The following is an 18,026-nucleotide window of genomic DNA, read 5'->3' as shown; positions in this document are numbered from 1 at the left end:
GGGACAATGTTACGAGGTATTATCATTGTATTATTAACAGTAGGTGTAGTAGGAACAGGGTATTGGGGCTATAAAGAGCACCAAGAGAAAAATGCGGTTTTAATTCGAGCGGAAAATAGCTATCAACGTGCGTTTCATGATTTAGCATACGAGGTTGATTTGTTGCACGACAAAATCGGGACAACGCTTGCAATGAATTCACGTGCATCTTTATCACCTGCATTAGCAGATGTATGGAGAATAACATCTGAAGCTCGTTCGGATGTAGGGCAACTTCCTTTAACGTTAATGCCTTTTAATAAAACGGAAGAATTTTTAGCGAATATCGGTGATTTTAGTTATCGTGCGGCTATTCGTGATTTAGAAAAAGAGCCGTTAAATGATCAAGAATATAAAACATTGGAAACTTTATATTCAAATGCAGGAAATATACAAGATGAACTAAGAAAAGTACAACATCTTGTTTTGAAAAATAATTTACGCTGGATGGATGTTGAGATGGCACTTGCATCAAATCGTGATCCAGCAGATAACACAATTATTGATGGATTGAAAACTGTAGAGAAAAACGTAACATCATATTCTTCTACAAACTTCGGACCGACCTTTACTAGTGCGCAAAAAAATAAAAAAGGTGGATTTGAAGCAGAAGGAAAAGCGATTTCTAAAGATGAAGCGGCGAAAATTGCCAAATCGTTTTTGAATTTAAAAGGAAATGAAAAAGTAGATGTAGAGAAAAGTGGAAAAGGTGCGAAAGAATCCTTCTATAGTGTGAAAATTAAAGATGAAGCAACGAACAATGAGTTCTATATGGATATTACCGGAAAAGGCGGATATCCAATTTGGGTTATGAATAACCGCGAAATTAAAGAACAGAAAGTTAGTTTAAACGATGCAGGAAGTAAAGGTTTGAAATTTTTAAAGGACCATAAGTTTAATAATATGGAGCTTTATGATAGCTCTCAATATGATAATGTTGGTGTATTTACGTATGTAGTAAATGAAAATGGAGTACGAATTTATCCAGAAGCAATCCAAATGAAAATTGCTTTAGATGATGGTTCTATCGTTGGGTTCTCCGCAAAAGAATATTTAGCGTCACATCAAAAGCGAACAGTTCCATCGGCAAAGCTAACTGCAGCAGAAGCAAGAAAGAAAATCAATCCAGATGTTAAAGTTATGGAAGAACGTAAAGCTGTCGTAGTAAATGATTTGCATAATGAAGTACTTTGCTATGAATTTGTAGGTACTTTAGGGAAAGATACGTACCAAATTTTCATTAATGCAAATAGCGGAGCAGAAGAAAAAGTGAAGAAGATGCAAGCTGTTGAAAAGATTTATGATTAAATTTTAATAGTAAAGTGGTGAGAATAATGAAGAGCCTAATATATATGTTGATGCTTTGCTTGTTTATAACTGGATGCAGTATTGGAAAAAAGGACAATCCAAACGAAAAACCAGAGCAAAAAAATGTTTCGATGAAAAATGTTAACTATACAAACAAATCAAATAAACCAAATGAAAAAGCAGCGGACCATTTAGCATCTTTAGCTGCAAGTGTGCCAGGTGTGAACGATGCAACTGCGGTCGTTGTTGGAAAATATGCTATTGTAGGTATTGATGTAAAAGCAAAACTTGATCGAACTCGAGTTGAATCAATTAAATACTCTGTTGCAGAAAGTTTAAAAAATGACCCTGACGGTGCTAATGCAGTCGTTGTAGCAGATGTTGATACGTATGAACGCCTCAAACAAATTGGAAAGCAAATAAAAAAAGGAAAAACAGGTGAAGGTATACTAGATGAATTAGCCGCTATTGTGGGCCGAGTAATGCCACAAGTTCCAAATGATATGATAGAAAATAGAGAAACGAATCCAATTAAGGATAATGATAAACAATTACCAAAAGATGAAGAACAAGAGTTAAGAAAAGAACAGAATGATCAATCAAATAATCATTTGAATAAATGAAATTAGCCTCGTACTTAATTGTACGAGGTTTTTAAATATAATATTAAATATTCAGTTTATTTTTAAGGGAAAATATGGTTTAATTATGAGGGGAGGGACAACTGTTATGATGAAAAAAAGCGCATGTATATTGTTTAGTTTATGCTTAGGTTTCAGTATGACAGCGTGTGAACAGAGAAAAGAAGTGAAAAATCAAACAGCAACTTCTTCTACTGTGATGGAAAGGCAACAGAAAGAGTCTATCAATATAAATTATTTCTCGAGTATAAATGAAGGAATGACTTATACAGAAGTGAAAGATTTAATTGGTTTTGAAGGAGATTTACTTATAGAAGAAGGGGTAGAACATTCTCCACAAATTAAACAAATTTTTGCTTGGAAAGGAAACAATCCAAATTCATTTGTTGAAATTACCTTTTTAGATGGAAGAGTGCATTCAAAAGCACAGCAAGGTATAAGTTAATAAGCTAAAAAATGGGAGAGTTTAGCATGAACATACACACAGGGGAAATTCAATTAGTTCCGTATAAGGAGAAATATAAAGAAGTTATACAAACATTTACTTTACCAAGTGAACAAGTTCAGTTTACATCAGATCCAAGCGCATTACTGGAGAAAGCAAAAAGTGATCGTACAAAAAATGTGATTGTTATTTTAGATTACAATGGGGTACCGGTGGGTCTTTTCGCATTGCAAACAGGCGATAGAGTACAGGAATTTACAGACAATAAAAACGCTTTACTTTTAACCTCATTTTCTATAAATCACAATAGACAAATAAAGGGATACGATAAAAAGTCATTGTTATTATTAGACGAGTTTGTAAAACGTTATTTTCCAATAAAAAATGAAGTTGTACTTGCTGTGAATGAAAGAAATATTCCTGCACAAAATTTATATGCAAAAGTCGGCTTCCAAGATAAAGGTTTTAGAAGAATGGGACCAATAGGCCAACAAATAATAATGCATTTGTCTATAATGAAATAATGAGATAGAAAACTTACTCTTGAATATTCATGTAGTAGGTTTTTTTATTTTAATAATATACAATATATGTATATAAAATGAAATAGAAATGAAGGATATAAAAAATGAATCAAGATAGAAAATGGAATATCGTTGGGGGAAGAGTGATTAAAACTGGGATTGCAGTTTTTCTTACAGTGTTAGTTTGTGAATTTTTTAATATCTCAACTTGGAGTTATAAAAATGATTTAAAAGATTATAAACCAAATCATTATCATCACCATTTTTCAAGTGAGTATATTATTTTATTTGAGGTATTATCTATTCATGATATGTTAGAAGAATTAAAACAAATATCCGAGAAATATGAGTGGGGAAATCGATTCAATTGATAAGTTCATTTTATTGTGGGGGAAATAGTATGACACTTTATATTGCATTACTAAGAGGAATCAATGTCGGTGGACATAAAGTAATCAAAATGGCTGAGTTAAAACGAGTGTTTGAATCAATAGGGTTAAAACAAGTGAAAACGTATATACAGAGTGGTAATATCGTGTTCGAATCTAAGGAAGATATAAACTTTCTAAAAGACCGAATACAAACGGAAATAAAAAATGAATTTGATTTCGATGTTCCAGTCATGCTAAGAACACATGATGAATTTATAAATATTATTAAGCAATGTCCGTATGAAGTTCATTCATTGTTAGAAGGAGAAAGTGTTCATGTTGCTTTTTTAGCTAATGTACTTTCTGAAGAAGAGAGTAGTCAATTGCTTATATTTAAAAGTGAACTTGAAGATTGCTATATAGATGAGAAAGTCGTTTATTTGTTTTTCAAAAATAGCATTCGAAATTCTAAATTAATGAACCAGTTTCAGAAGTTACATACACCAGCTACAGTTAGGAATTGGCGGACTGTGAACAAATTAAAAGCAATTGTAGAGGGTATGTAAATATAAAAAGATGAGGTTTTCTACATGTAGAAAACCTCATCTTTTTATTTATATTGTTTTGTCAACTACGAGTTCGACAATAGGATAAATAAAGAAGGAAGAGCAAATTGCGATGAACAGAGGGAGGTTTTTTACTCCATCTAAATTAGCCCCCATAGAAAATCCTTCAGAGAAGATTAATATAAGGAACATTACAACTACAAGCACAAAATATGCAATTTTAAAGCTTTTATATGTAATTTGTTGTCCCATTTCATCTTGACTTTCTTCTGATACACCGTGGGGATCTCCCCAAGTAATGTAATTAATTAAATTACTAAGTATTAACGAAATAGCAAAAATCGTACCGCCCAAAATAGAACCTTCAGTTATGTATTTATATGTGCCATGTACTAGTATTGCAATTAATGCTAAAACAATGATTATAAAAATAGTTTTTTTAGTATTCAATAAATAATTGCCCCCTCGATTGTAAAAAACTCTTTACAAATATAAGTATAAAATTGGCAAAGTATCATGTCAAATACTTTTTACACGAAATATGTAAGTATGCAATATTTTGGTTTTATGATAAATAAAAAATTACAATACATTTGAATGTAAAAGAATGGGCTCGCATATATTTGGAAGGGATGTCAGATTAATTTAGGGGGTAGTTATGTCTATACTTTTAAAAGCTGGTGCAGATGCAGGAAACAACGGTTTGAAGTTAATGGTGAAAGGGCAAGACCCTATTTTTATTCCGAGTATTTATTCTTTATATATAGGTGAGCCTACAGGACTCTTAGATGAGGTAGATGTTTCATTATCTGAATTAGAAAACCACATTGATGTGACTATAAGTTCGCCATCGTTAATGCTAAATAATGTACGATACATCGTTGGAGAAAAAGTCATTCAAGATCAATTAAAAGGTACTGAGGTAGAGAAGAAATCAAATAAGTCAACGGATGAGTTAATGGTTATTACAATACTATCAGGTTTGGCGGTAAGCGCTATGCGTCAAAGTCCAACTTCTAGCCATATTAATATTCGTTATGATTTATCTGTCGCTCTTCCTATGCAGCTTATTACACAAGAAATAGCTGCTGAAAATGCAAAACGTTATATGGGAAATCATAAGGTTATTTTTCATTATCCGAACGGACGCGATGTGACAATTAATGTTTCAATTGAGTATTGTAAATGCCTGCCTGAGGGTGCTTCTGGGACGTGGGGCATTGTATACGATGAAGAAGGAAATGTTGTGAAACATAAAATAGAATGTGAGCAAAATCAAGTTTCTGAAATTGATTTTGTAGATAAAACTCTACTCTCTTTTGATATTGGCGCAGGGACGACAGAAGAAGTCGTTTCATTAGGGGTGAATTTCCGTCCGCAACTAAGTAAAGGTTTATCTTATGGTGTAAAAGAGACGTTACTACAAATCATTACGAGATGGAACCGGAAGTATCCAACTAAGACGATTGATAGTATTACAGAATTCAATCAAATTTATTTAAATGATAAGCATCCGAGAAATACCTTATTAGTTGAGGAATCACAGCCAGCGCTATTAGGTTTAGCAGCGCGTGTTGCAACAGATATTATAAATAAAATTGATGATATGAAAGACGATCCATACGTGTTTATTTATGGCGGGGGTGCAGTAATTATTAAAAACAGTTTAAAAATGATTTTAAAGCAAAAAGGACGACTCAAAAATGTAATCTTTGTAGATAATCCGTTATTTACAAATGCACGAGGATTATTAGTCTATACTTGTTCGCCAAAATATAGAGAGCATAAGCAAAAAGAGTTAGGATTTACAAACTTAACGATAAGTTAGTTGGTGGAAGTATGCGATCTAGGCGATATAAACGTGGTGATCGAGTAAAAATCAATATTCATAAATCGGTATCACCTGAAATGCTTGCGTGGCTGAATAAACAATCAAATCCAACTAATTTCTTCTTCTTTGCTGCGCAGCAACTATTCAAACAAGTAGGAGATATTGACGTTTCTAAAGCTTTACCAAGCAGCCATGTTTTCTCATTATATGTGGAGCCTTCATCCTTATTAAAAGTCGAAGTAAACCCTTTTAAAAACATGACACTAGACACAAATACATCCACTGAAAATGCAAAAAAAAAATTATGGGAATCTGTTGATCAATTAGATTGTCCATTTTTTTAAACATAGAAAAATATAAGAAGTCCCCATCACTATACATACGAATACAGTGATGGGGTTTTGTTTGTAAATGGAAGGGGCACAATACAATTTGTGACCCTTCCATTAGTTATTTATCTAAATTTTAGATGTATGTTTAGAAACAGCATTAATTATGCTTTCCCAGTCATCTGGATGGTTTTCATGGCCTGCCCCTTTAAGGGTTAATAGTACTGAGTTTGGAATTTCATCAATTAGTGCGAGGCCATGTTCAAATGGTAGTGCTGTATCGTCTGTTCCGTGAATAACTAATGTAGGTGCTTGTATGGATTGAAGTACACCTTCATATGCATCATCACCTTGAAGTAAAGCGTGATTAAACATACTTAATAAATTGTTTGCGCGTTCTATTTCTTGTTTTACTTGTTTATAAACTCTATTTTCATCAAATATTCGTTCTGATCCACATAATAGACGAGATCCTGAAACTAAATACTCTGCCACATCATTTTTATTTGTCCAATCTATACTTGTGCCATTTACATGATGTGTTAAAATCCTTTCATCCATTGGAGGTAAATCGCGAGTATTGTCATCAGATCCTATTACACTAGTCGCTAGTAAAGTTAGCGTCAAAATTCTTTCGGGATGTTTTACAGCGGCAATTTGAGCAATCATACCACCTAATGACATACCAAATAGGTGAGCTTTATCAATATGATAAGCATCTAGTACTCCAATTGCATCTTCAGCCATATCTGTTACTGTATAATTGGAAGTTCTAGGTTCATAGGCAACAGAGCGTCCAACATCACGGTTATCAAAGCGAATAACAAACTTCCCCGTACTAGCCAACAGCTCACAAAACTCTTCATCCCAATAAACCATGGAACATGTAGCGCCCATAATTAATAAAATAGCAGGGTTCTTAGGGTTCCCAAAGCTTTCTGTACATATATCAATTCCGTTTATTTTAAATATCTTTTCACTCATATAGTTAGGCCTCATTTCTTTTGAATTTGATCAATAAAACAGTTTTGGATGATTCTAAGATGTGTGTAAGATTCGTGGTGGAATTCATCCCGCTATTTGCTGGGCAGTAAGAGTCCCATCTTAAAATTCAGGGAAAGTAAAGAAGTTGGGAGGGGACCAACTTCCCGAAAAAGCCCGATTGGCGAGAGTTGATTAAAGTTTCACTTTATAATGCTTCTTGCATAATTACCCCCAAAAATAATTATATGTTAATTCAAGGCAAAAAATTTTGAGAAATAATTGTATGTTATTAAAATAAACAGCAAGGAGGAGAGGAAATGAAAGCAATTATTATTGATCAATATGGTATTGTTGAAGAATTAAAAGAAAGACAAGTTTTAAAACCGGTTGTTCAGAATAACGAAAAAGCTCAACAATAAATAATATCCCATACTATACATTTTCATTTTCGAGTATTATTTATTGTTAGCTATTGTGATATTACTTCGAACAAATACTGTTTCGTATTGTATCGTGTAATTTTTCTAATCCAATTTCCATATCTTTCTCGTTTAACATTGAATAGCTAATTCTTAATTGGTTATCATTTGTTTCGTAATTTAATAGACAAGCTGTTCCTGGTAAAAAAGAGACATCTACTTCATTTGCTTTTTGTAATAAGGTAAAGGAATCTATCGAATCAGGTAGTGTCACCCATAAATTAAAACCTCCATTTGGTATTTCAAAGTGTAGTTCTTTTAATGGCGATAATATATCAATTGTTAAATCACGTCTCATTTGTAAAGCTGTACGTAATTTTTCTAAATGGTTTTTCATACGTTCTGCACGTAAAAACGGTAGAAGTGCCTTCTGTGTTAATAAAGGACTACCGATATCCATTGAACCTTTTACTGCATATAGCCATTCAAAAATAGGACCATCGGCAATAAGTGCCGCGATACGCAGTCCTGGTGCTAACGTTTTACTAAATCCTTTTATATATATTACGTGGCCATCCTTATCAAAACTTTTGATTGGGGGCGGGATTATAGCATCCTCAAAATATATTTCTCCGAAAGAATCATCTTCAATAATAAAAAATTGATATAACTCCGATAGTTCTATAAGTTCCATTCTTCGTTCTTTACTCATTACTGTACCTGTCGGATTCTGGAAGGTGGGATTCGTATACAATAAAACGGGATTTTTACTTTGACAAATATCATCAATTAAGTCGGAGCGAACTCCATGATTATCAAGAGAAACGGGAATGATTTGAACACCTTTATTGATGAAAATATCAAGCGCAGCACTGTAACATGGACTTTCTACTAATACAATATCTCCAGGTTTTAATAATGTTTGAGCAATTAAATCAATTCCTTGTTGTGCGCCGCTTGTAATTAATAATTGAGATGGGTCTGTCACTAATTTCTGGTGTTCATTTAAGTAATTTGCTATTTCAACTCGCAATTCATAATCGCCTTGAACTGGCCCATAAGTTGCTAACAACATCGGATTTTTATCCAGCAATTTATGCATTTCATCTGCCAAAAATGGATTTGGTAACAGACGAGGATACAGAATTGCTTGTGAAAAATTATAATATTTACGGTGCTTATTCATTGCATATTGAGAACGCATAACATTAATCGTTTTCATTTGTTGCCATTTATACGGAATTGGTTTGAAATCTTTCTTTACCCGTTTATATATGTAAGCACCTTTTCCTTGTTCGATGCGTATATACCCTTTCGTTTCTAACTGTTTATACGCTTTACGAACTGTTAATACATTGATTTGTAAATCTGTGGCCATACAACGTAAAGAAGGAAGAGATTCACCATGTGAAAGCATACCACTTTGTATTCTGTCAACAATTTGCATATATATTTGCTTGTAATACGGTATGTTTGTTTCTTTACGCAATACAATTTTCATAGGTTCACCTATTTTTCTTTTTAACTTAATTAAAGCGAAAAATATATAGGGAATCAACTACAACTTGAAGTAACTGTTATATGTACCGATACACTGTTATACACCATAGCCTCTATACTCATTCTAAGAGTAAAAAGGAGGAAGCAAAATGGTCATTTTTAATTACATTTTAGTATGTATTATTTTCGGGACAACATTTTTAACGATAAAAATTGGAATTGAAGCAGGGGCGCCACCGTTGTTTTCAGCAGGAATTCGCTTCTTTTTAGCGGGCATAATCCTTATGATTATTTTTAAATTAAAGCGAAAAGAAATTATGCCACATATATTTTCAAAACGCATTATGTATGCTGGATTTTGTTTAACATTTATGACATTCGCAAGTTTATATTGGTCAGAACAATATATTTCTTCGGGATTAGCTGCTGTTCTTTCTGCTACGGGACCAATGATGATTTTATTAATACAAGCAAAGAGGAATAGGGAGAAATTACAAAAGGAACAACTCATTGCTTTAGTTATTGCACTAGCAGGTGTTATATTTGTTTCTTTACCAGGAATGCATCAACAAGTAAGTTTCATATGGAGTATTGCTTGTATTGTTTTAGTTATAGGGGAGTTATTTTACGGAATAGGCTCTATTCGTTCGAAAGAAATACTGTCAGATTTATCAAATGTATCACCATTTCTTATTAACGGTATTCAAATGTTTTATGGAGGGATTTTACTACTAATCGCATCTATTATTGTAGAACAACCAAACGTAACCGTATTAACTTCATGGAGTGTGCAATGGCCTATTTTATATCTCATATTTATCGGATCGATTGGTGGACACGGATTATATTACTGGCTCTTATCACAAACAAATCCAGTATTTCCATCGACGTGGTTATATGTATCACCATTAATTGCAATAATTGTGGGATATATCATTTTAGGAGAACCTTTAAATCCTACAATGGGAATGGGGGCTTGTCTTATATTGATTGGTGTATTTTTGGCCAATCGTTCAACACTACGGACTTATTTCAAAAAAGGGCGGTTATTAGAGAAGGAGATGTAGTTCCATAAAGCAACAGCCCTGTATATTACAGGACTGATAAAATAAAAAACACAGTTGGAAAAATAACCAACTGTGTTTTTTATAATTAATTCACTTTTTTAATAAAGCCTTTATAATGACGTTTTACAAGCTGGCTTTCTAACGTCTTCATAGTTTCTAGTGCTACACCGACAATGATAAGTAAGCTTGTACCACCAATTTGAGCAGAAGGTGGTAACGTAGCAATTTTCGTAAATACGAGCGGTAATATAGAAATAGCACCTAAGAAAATTGCACCGATAAATGTTAAACGGTATAGAATTTTAGTTACATATTGTTCAGTTGCTTTACCAGGACGAATACCAGGAACATATCCATTTTGCTTTTTCAAATTCTCAGCCATTTGTTCAGGATTTACTTGAATAAATGCGTAGAAGTATGTGAAAGCAACGATAAGACCGACATAAAGTGTCATTCCAATTGGATGTGCGAAATCAAGATTTGCAACTAACCATTTTGATACGCTTGAATCAGGGAAGAGCTGCGCAATTGTACGCGGCGTCATTAAAAATGCAGAAGCAAAGATAACTGGTATAACACCAGCACTATTTACTTTAAGCGGTAAATGAGTGTTTTTTGCTCCTTGATATGGATTGTTTCCTGAAACAGCTTTTGCATATTGGATCGGTATTTTACGTACAGCTTGTTGAATGTAAATAACGCCAACAACTATCGCTAAAATTACGAGTCCAATTAAAACAATTTTTATTATGTGCATGAATAGCTGATCGCCAGCATTTTGGAATTGTTGTAAATAAATTTGATTTGCAACATTTGGAATCGCAGCAACGAGACCTGCGAAGATAATCATCGAAATACCATTACCAACTCCGTTAGCGGTAATTTGTTCGCCTAACCAAAGTAAAAATGCAGTACCTGCAGTTAAAACTGTCGCAATAAATAAGTATGTAGTCCAGCTTTGATCTGTTATTAATTGTCCACCTGCTATATTATTAAAGCCATAAGACATTCCGATGGCCTGTATGAATGCGAGAATGATTGTAAAGTATCGAGTGAATTGAGCTGATTTCTTACGGCCCATTTCTCCTTGCTTTGCCCATTCCGAAAACTTAGGTATAACATCCATTTGTAGTAATTGTACTATGATGGAAGCTGTAATATATGGTGTAATACCTACAGCAAAGATTGAGAAGTGTTGCAATGCTCCTCCGCCAAATACGTTTAACATACCTAGAACGTTAGCTTGATCTTGTACTTTTAATACCTCTGCGTTAGTATGAGGAACTGGAATAAACGTGCCAATTCGAAAAACGATTAACATCGCTAGTGTAAAAAGGATTTTCCTTCTTATCTCAGCTACTCTCATGAAATTTGAAATCGTACGAAACATTATGTCGCCTCCTATATTTTTATCAGTAAAAAACTGATTATTATACCCTATGAAGTAACCACAAACCTCCTTCCACACTAAATTCATTTGACAAATGGATTTTCATACACTTTGTAGTTTTCACGGATATAAAAATATAAGGTGTTATATAAGCGACCTATACACTTTACGTAATCATTCAATACCCATAATATATCGAATAAATTAACAAATGTACATACATACGCATTAAAAATGAATAAATAGGTTCATTTTTTACATTTATTTAATGATAAATTGATAGGACATTATACTGGTAAATGCGCTTCGTATATTCCTTTAATCAATTAAAATCCTCCACCTTTTTATTTTCTTACAATCAATATATCGATTTAAAAAGACTTTAAAATCAAATAAAAGTATGAAAGTACATACTACTTTAGTAGTAGTAATAGTAATCAATTGTATTTCAATTAAAATTCATGTGATTAGAGGATTCTTTTTATTTAAGAAGGAATAAATATTTAAAGAAAGCTAAATAAACAGTGTACATATTTATAGGGGAGAAGATGTAAATGAAAGTTTTTATAAAAAAATTACCAACATTAGAAGTAGCATATATAAGACGAACTGGTAGCTACTTTGAACCACAAGATCACTGGGGAAAGTTACTAAATTGGTCAATTGAAAATAAACTTTATCCACCAGAGCAATCATTTATCGGAATATCATTAGATAATCCTGAACAAGTCATAAGTGCCGGCATGATGCATGTGTTACGATTCCTGAAAACTTCGATAAAGAAAAGCATCATGATGTGCAATTTAAAAGATTAGATGGAGGTACATATGGTCTATACCAGTTCTATGATGAACCTCATAAATTAAGTGAAGCGTATCAATACATGTATGCAGAGTGGCTACCAAATAGTGAGTATGATGCAGATTATGATAGAGATAATTTAGAGTTTTGCTTAAATAATGTTGCTGAAGATCTAGACGGAAAGTTAAAGGTTAATTTATTTGTGCCAATTAAAAAGATATAAAAAACAAATAATTTCATTTGTAGCTTTAAAATGAAATTGGAATAGTAGTGAAAGAAAAACTTTTTTTGAAGATAATATTTCTAGCGTAGGAATTTAAGTATGTAGGTTGCAATGAAAGGAGAATCCACATGGATACATTTGTAAATGAAAAGTTTTATGAAACGAGAGATCAATTAGTTGAGGAAATTAATTTGTTGAGTGATGCTCAATTTAATAGGAAACCAGATAAGGATAAATGGAGTATTGCACAAGTTTGTCATCATTTAGTTTTATTAGATGAGAGAGTTATAACAGTTATTTCATCAGGATTAAAAAAGTTAGATAGTACCCAAAATGAGTGTAAAGAAATTCACACTATTTTATTAGATAGAACGAAAAAGTTTATAGCTCCAGAAATGATTGAACCAATTATAGAACCATTTGAAGTGGAGCAAATGCTCAATATGCTAAACGAATCAAGAAAAGAATTGATGCGTTTCCTGAGTACAATAGAAGATGAGTCTATATTAGCGAAAAAAGCAGTGATGCATCCAGCTCTTGGAGAATTATCCCTTGATCAGTGGATAGAACTGATTTATTTACATGAACAGCGTCATATTTCACAAATAAAAGAGATAAAATTGCTTTGTGAAATTGAAAAGTAAAAATCATTCCCTATTTATTGATGCGTATTATAAACAGGGAAAACGGTTGATTCATATTGATTCAGAAGAAAACAAAAATAGAATGAAATTAGTTGAAAGTAACCAATAAGCTTAAGAAAATATGAAACTATCCGATTTTCTGTATAAGTGTAACCCCGTCTTAAATGAAGAGCGGGGTTATTTTTTTGGAAGTATTTTCATTGAGAAGGAAATACTTCGACAATGAAATTCAAAAAAATAATCATCATAACATATTTTATATGCGAATTTTAGTAAATTGAAATAATGATTTTATGATGATGAATGATATGTCCTTATTTTGAAAGTACTCTTCACACGCTTAAGGAAGGGGTATTCTGTCAGGAAACGATAAAATACAATTCTGTTAGGGGATGTATGCAATTTATTCTCTTTATTTTGCAACAGAACCACCTTCAAAATTATCTTTTGTAGTTGAAGTTTCCTGAATAATAAGTTACATTTTTAAAGTTCAAGCAACTTTATGAAAGTACAAAAAGGGGAGAAATATTATTATTATGCAAAAAATGAAATGGAAGAACTATGTATGTTACTTTGTAATTCTATTACTGCTTGGAACAGCAGTAATAGTCAAACCACCTATCTCTAAGGCTGAGGAATCTGAAGTTAATATCACATTGTTAGGTACTGCAGATATTCATGGTAGATTTATGCCTTGGGATTATGCGCTTGATGGAGCAAATATGAGTGGAAGTCTGACGCAGCTTTATACGGTTATAAAGAAGGTCCGTCAAGAAAATCCCAATACCATATTAGTAGATGCTGGGGATACAATTCAAGGAAACTCAGTAGAATTATTCAACGATAAACCACAATCGCCAATGATGGTAGCGATGAATACAATGGGATATGACGCCTGGGCATTTGGAAATCATGAATTCAATTTTGGATTAGATACATTGAAAAAAGTTAGTGAGCAATATAAGGGAAAAACGTTAGCAGGAAATATTTATAAGGAAAATGGAGAGCGCTTTCTTCCTGCATATACAATTGTAGAAAAAGGTGGAATTAAAGTTGGGATTATTGGTATGAATACACCAATGATTAGTGATTTTGAAAAAGGGACAGATCACTTAGATGGTTTAGTGGTGAAAAATCCGGTAGAAGAGACGAAAAAGGCAATTAAGGAATTAGAAGGTAAAGTAGATGTAATGGTAGGAGTTATGCATATGGGATTAGAAAATGAGAATGGTATCCCTGGTACTGGTGTTCAAGATATTGCAAATGCTTGTCCGGAACTAAGCGCTATTTTTGCGGCTCATATGCATAAACTTGTAAAAAAAGAAGTTGTAAATGGCGTAATTATTACAGAACCAGATAAATATGGAACACATATTTCACGTATTGACCTTACTTTTACAAAGCAAGATGGGAAATTGGTTTTAAAAGATAAAACTGCTACCGCTATACCAGTAAAAAATGCTGATGGAACAACGATATTAGCTGATCCTACACTTGAAGAAACATTAACACCTTTTCACGAATATGCGAGAGGAGATGCAAATGTTGTAGTCGCTCAATTAAAGGGGAGAAATCTTGTTCCTGAAAATGAAATAAAAGGTATTCCAAGTGTTCAGATTCAAGAAACACCTTTATCAGATTTCTTTCATGAAGTCATGCTCTACTACAGTAAAGCGGATGTAGTAGCCCATCAAATTGATAATGATTATGCTCGTTTGGATATAGGTCCTATTAAGAAAAAAGATATTGCGTACAATTACCAATATGCCTTGGGAGAAATTACAGTATATAAGATTTCTGGAAAAGATTTAAAAGACTATATGGAATGGGCAGCAGGATATTTTAACTCATCTCGTGCCGGAGATGTAACCGTTAGCTTTGATAAAACCCGCCGTGCATCTAAATACAGTACGAACGATTTCTTTGGAGGCGTAAAATACGAAATTGACTTAACAAAACCATATGGAAGTAGAATTACAAATTTACGCTCTATTCGTACAAACAAACCAATCAAAACGAGCGATGTTATGACGCTGGGAATGAATGCATATAGAATGGAGGCTCTTCAGGCAAAAGGGGGAGCTTTAGAGGGGCGTAAGTTTGAACAAATTTGGTCATCTAAACAAGAGAATGCATTTGGAGAAACAGGTGGAACCATTCGTAACCTTGCTATTACATATTTAAAAGAGGTAAAGAACGGTGTATACACACCAAAAGTTATGCGTAATTGGAAAATTACTGGTGTAGATTTACATTCTTCAGAGCATAAGGCTGTAGTTGATCTTGTGAATAAAGGGATTTTAGAAATTCCAAAAACAGAAGACGGAAAATACACAAATATAGCATCTATAAATACGAAAGACTCAATTTCAAAAGAAGAAATTGTAGCACTCGCACAAAAAGCAAATATTAATCCAAATGAGTTTAATCATGCAAAGACAAAAGGTGAATTTTATAAAAAACTTAATAGGATTACTAAAAAAATATAAATTATAAGGTTTCTTATAGTAATTGTTATTTTAATAGTATGAAACCCACTCTTACAATAGTAAAGAGTGGGTTTTTATGTTGTTATTTAGATGTAAGTATACTTTTATTAGAATGAATATAGATAATTAATAACTAACCAATTGGATGAGTGTCTATAAGGATTCTCTTTTATTCAAAATAATGTACATATGTGTTCCGTTCATTATTTATAATATTGACCACAATTTATGTAATTTTGCATAATGTTACATAAATTTCGTATTTTCTCTTTTTTCCGACAGGAATAGACAGTATACTTTGTACAAGCTTTCTATTTCAAAAATTATACGAGGTGAAATAATGAAAAACAAAAAGACATTAACTAAGGTAGCATTAACAACAGGATTAGCTTTAACAGCTGTGGCACCATATGGCGTAGGTCATGCAGAGGAAACAGATCAACTACAAGTTCAAATTCAAGAGGAATCGTTCCGTTCGGGTGAACTTACACAGCCGTCACAAAAGGCACCAGAAAATGTAGTAAAGGATGCACTTAAGGAGAAAACAGAGCAAGCTCTGTCCCAAAAACAAGTCAATGGAGAAGCAGGGGTAGATTATAAAGTCCTTCAAAAACGTGGTTCGTATGATGGAACTACACTTGTGCGTATGCAGCAAACATACGAAGGAAAAGAAGTATATGGCCATCAATTAACTGCACACGTAGATAATAAGGGTGTTATTAAAAGTGTTTCAGGTGATAGCGCGCAAAATTTAAAACAAGAAGAATTGAAAAAACCTATTAATCTATCAAAAGATGAAGCAAAACAATTTATTTATACGAAGTACGGGAACGATATCAAGTTTATTTCTGAGCCAGAAGTTAAAGAGGTTATTTTTGTTGATGAAGATAATGGAGAAGCTAAAAATGCATACCAAGTTACCTTTGAAGCTGCAACACCAACCTATGTTTCTGGTACTTATTTAGTAAATGCACAAAATGGTGATATGTTAAAAAATATGGTACAAGAATCTAACTTAAAAGCCAGTGACAAACTAGTTGGAGCTTTAAAGAAAAGTAAACAAAGCAGTCTTACATCATTAACTGGAACAGGAAAAGATGATTTAGGTATTTCTCGTTCATTTGGTATCTCTAAACAAAGTAATGGCAAATATGCTCTTGCTGATTATACAAGAGGGCAAGGAATTGAAACATATGATGTGAATTACAGAGATATTACTAAAGAAGAAAGCTATTATCCTGGTACATTAGCGACTAGTACTTCGGCAACATTTAACGATCCAAAAGCAGTAAGTGCTCATTACTTAGCAACAAAAGTATTTGATTTTTATAAAGATAAATACAAGCGTAATAGCTTTGATAATAAAGGACAAAAAGTAGTTTCAGTTGTACACGCTTGGGATTCTGAAGAGACGAATGATCCGAAAAATTGGCAGAATGCATTAAGTGCTAATAATGGAAGTATGCTTGTATATGGCGATCCTATCGTTAAAGCATATGACGTAGCTGGACATGAATTTACACATGCTGTTACTTCTAGCGAATCTAATCTTGAATATTACGGAGAATCCGGTGCGATTAATGAGGCATTATCTGATATTATGGGAACATCTATTGAGAAATACGTAAATAATGGAAACTTTAACTGGACAATGGGAGAACAAACAGGATCTGTTTTCCGTGATATGGAAAACCCAGCTTCTGTTCCATCTTCACTAGGAGTACCTTATCCAGATGATTACAGTGAATTTAACGATTTTAATGGATGGGATCAAGGCGGTGTTCATTTTAATTCAAGTATTATTAATAAAGTTGCGTATCTCATTGCGAAAGGTGGAACTCATAACGGAGTAACTGTTAAAGGAATTGGTGAAGATAAAATGTTTGATATTTTCTATTATGCAAATACAGATGAGTTAAACATGACTTCTAATTTCAAAGAATTGAAATCAGCATGTATTCGAGTGGCAACTAATAAATATGGTGCGAATACAGCTGAAGTTCAAGCAGTTCAAAAAGCATTTGATGCAGCAAAAATTAAGTAATTTAGAAATATAGTTATCATTCATATATTAATACATTATGAAAAAACAGCTAATATCATTTTAAGGATATTAGCTGTTTTTTTCGTAATGTATTGTTGGAAATAAACTGACTAAGCAATAATTAGGTGCGTTATCTGTAAGAAGTTGCGATAAATAAGGTTTAAAGTGTGTAAAAACAGAAAATTAATAATATATTGACCTCTTGATAGAAAGTCTATAAAATGAAAGCGATAACAAACGATTGCTTTAAAATGATTTCCCTGACCTTTTAGCATTTACAAATATATGAGGGCATACACAAATCTATTTTTTTAAGCATTAATGCAAACGCTTTCGTATTAAAAGGTCATTGAAATACATACGTGAAAATAGCAAATATGGAGGTGAATTAAAAGAGATTTCTAGATTAAT

14 protein-coding genes and 3 pseudogenes are annotated in these 18,026 nt (G+C 32.8%); 13 read left to right on the top strand and 4 right to left on the bottom strand.

The window, feature by feature from the left end:
* Positions 1-6: 6 nt before the first annotated feature.
* From ypeB to HMPREF1014_RS13700, 6 genes and pseudogenes are all read left to right on the top strand, one after another.
* Entirely contained in the window at positions 7-1,347 is a 1,341-nt protein-coding gene (gene ypeB / locus HMPREF1014_RS13725; protein WP_000943710.1) for a germination protein YpeB, read from the top strand.
* 26 nt (positions 1,348-1,373) lie between these two features.
* Positions 1,374-1,970, top strand: a complete 597-nt coding sequence (locus HMPREF1014_RS13720) for a YhcN/YlaJ family sporulation lipoprotein (protein ID WP_033689706.1) — start codon at positions 1,374-1,376, stop codon at positions 1,968-1,970.
* 106 nt (positions 1,971-2,076) lie between these two features.
* Positions 2,077-2,433 carry a hypothetical protein gene (locus HMPREF1014_RS13715; protein ID WP_000976448.1) on the top strand — a complete coding sequence of 119 codons (357 nt, stop codon included), beginning with the start codon at positions 2,077-2,079 and terminating at the stop codon, positions 2,431-2,433.
* A gap of 11 nt (positions 2,434-2,444) precedes the next feature.
* On the top strand, positions 2,445-2,957 hold the full coding sequence (locus HMPREF1014_RS13710; RefSeq protein ID WP_157466025.1) for a GNAT family N-acetyltransferase: 513 nt from the start codon (positions 2,445-2,447) through the stop codon (positions 2,955-2,957).
* 104 nt (positions 2,958-3,061) lie between these two features.
* A pseudogene (locus tag HMPREF1014_RS32600) lies at positions 3,062-3,133 on the top strand (hypothetical protein); the annotation flags it as partial.
* Positions 3,134-3,357: 224 nt separating this feature from the next.
* Positions 3,358-3,894, top strand: a complete 537-nt coding sequence (locus HMPREF1014_RS13700) for a DUF1697 domain-containing protein (RefSeq protein ID WP_000177397.1) — start codon at positions 3,358-3,360, stop codon at positions 3,892-3,894.
* A gap of 44 nt (positions 3,895-3,938) precedes the next feature.
* Here HMPREF1014_RS13700 and HMPREF1014_RS13695 read toward each other — a convergent pair.
* A pseudogene (locus tag HMPREF1014_RS13695) lies at positions 3,939-4,344 on the bottom strand (hypothetical protein).
* A 208-nt stretch (positions 4,345-4,552) separates the two neighbouring features.
* Between HMPREF1014_RS13695 and HMPREF1014_RS13690 the strand changes: the two are divergent.
* Both HMPREF1014_RS13690 and HMPREF1014_RS13685 read left to right on the top strand, forming a co-directional pair.
* Complete coding sequence (locus tag HMPREF1014_RS13690) at positions 4,553-5,722, top strand: ParM/StbA family protein (RefSeq protein WP_000025622.1); 1,170 nt, start codon at positions 4,553-4,555, stop codon at positions 5,720-5,722.
* An 11-nt stretch (positions 5,723-5,733) separates the two neighbouring features.
* Positions 5,734-6,069, top strand: coding sequence for a hypothetical protein (locus HMPREF1014_RS13685; protein ID WP_001257760.1), 336 nt, complete (start codon positions 5,734-5,736; stop codon positions 6,067-6,069).
* A 114-nt stretch (positions 6,070-6,183) separates the two neighbouring features.
* On the opposite strand, the gene mleBCA is transcribed toward HMPREF1014_RS13685, so the two are convergent.
* Positions 6,184-7,038 carry a BCA family alpha/beta fold macrolide esterase gene (gene mleBCA, locus HMPREF1014_RS13680; protein WP_001290774.1) on the bottom strand — a complete coding sequence of 285 codons (855 nt, stop codon included), beginning with the start codon at positions 7,036-7,038 and terminating at the stop codon, positions 6,184-6,186.
* A gap of 480 nt (positions 7,039-7,518) precedes the next feature.
* On the bottom strand, positions 7,519-8,958 hold the full coding sequence (gene pdxR / locus HMPREF1014_RS13670) for a MocR-like pyridoxine biosynthesis transcription factor PdxR (RefSeq protein WP_000706792.1): 1,440 nt from the start codon (positions 8,956-8,958) through the stop codon (positions 7,519-7,521).
* Between the two features lie 148 nt (positions 8,959-9,106).
* Between pdxR and HMPREF1014_RS13665 the strand changes: the two genes are divergently transcribed.
* On the top strand, positions 9,107-10,024 hold the full coding sequence (locus tag HMPREF1014_RS13665) for a DMT family transporter (RefSeq protein ID WP_000234331.1): 918 nt from the start codon (positions 9,107-9,109) through the stop codon (positions 10,022-10,024).
* Between the two features lie 85 nt (positions 10,025-10,109).
* On the opposite strand, the gene secY is transcribed toward HMPREF1014_RS13665, so the two are convergent.
* The gene (secY, locus tag HMPREF1014_RS13660; protein ID WP_000490131.1) at positions 10,110-11,414 is read right to left on the bottom strand and encodes a preprotein translocase subunit SecY; all 1,305 of its coding nucleotides are present in this window, start codon (positions 11,412-11,414) and stop codon (positions 10,110-10,112) included.
* A gap of 554 nt (positions 11,415-11,968) precedes the next feature.
* On the opposite strand from secY, the pseudogene HMPREF1014_RS13655 reads away from it, so the two are divergent.
* From HMPREF1014_RS13655 to HMPREF1014_RS13640, 4 genes and pseudogenes are all read left to right on the top strand, one after another.
* Positions 11,969-12,438: pseudogene (locus tag HMPREF1014_RS13655) on the top strand (AraC family transcriptional regulator).
* Between the two features lie 128 nt (positions 12,439-12,566).
* Positions 12,567-13,082, top strand: a complete 516-nt coding sequence (locus HMPREF1014_RS13650; RefSeq protein ID WP_000379377.1) for a DinB family protein — start codon at positions 12,567-12,569, stop codon at positions 13,080-13,082.
* A gap of 536 nt (positions 13,083-13,618) precedes the next feature.
* Positions 13,619-15,571: a bifunctional metallophosphatase/5'-nucleotidase gene (locus HMPREF1014_RS13645; protein ID WP_001171077.1), complete on the top strand. Its 1,953-nt coding sequence runs from the start codon at positions 13,619-13,621 to the stop codon at positions 15,569-15,571.
* A 340-nt stretch (positions 15,572-15,911) separates the two neighbouring features.
* The gene (locus HMPREF1014_RS13640; protein WP_000791443.1) at positions 15,912-17,615 is read left to right on the top strand and encodes a M4 family metallopeptidase; all 1,704 of its coding nucleotides are present in this window, start codon (positions 15,912-15,914) and stop codon (positions 17,613-17,615) included.
* Positions 17,616-18,026: the final 411 nt, after the last annotated feature.

Origin of the sequence: Bacillus sp. 7_6_55CFAA_CT2 (assembly GCF_000238655.1) — a bacterium.
Lineage (GTDB): Bacteria > Bacillota > Bacilli > Bacillales > Bacillaceae_G > Bacillus_A > Bacillus_A cereus.
Note: the sequence above shows the minus strand (reverse complement) of the source record. Positions and strands in the feature narration are given on the sequence as shown.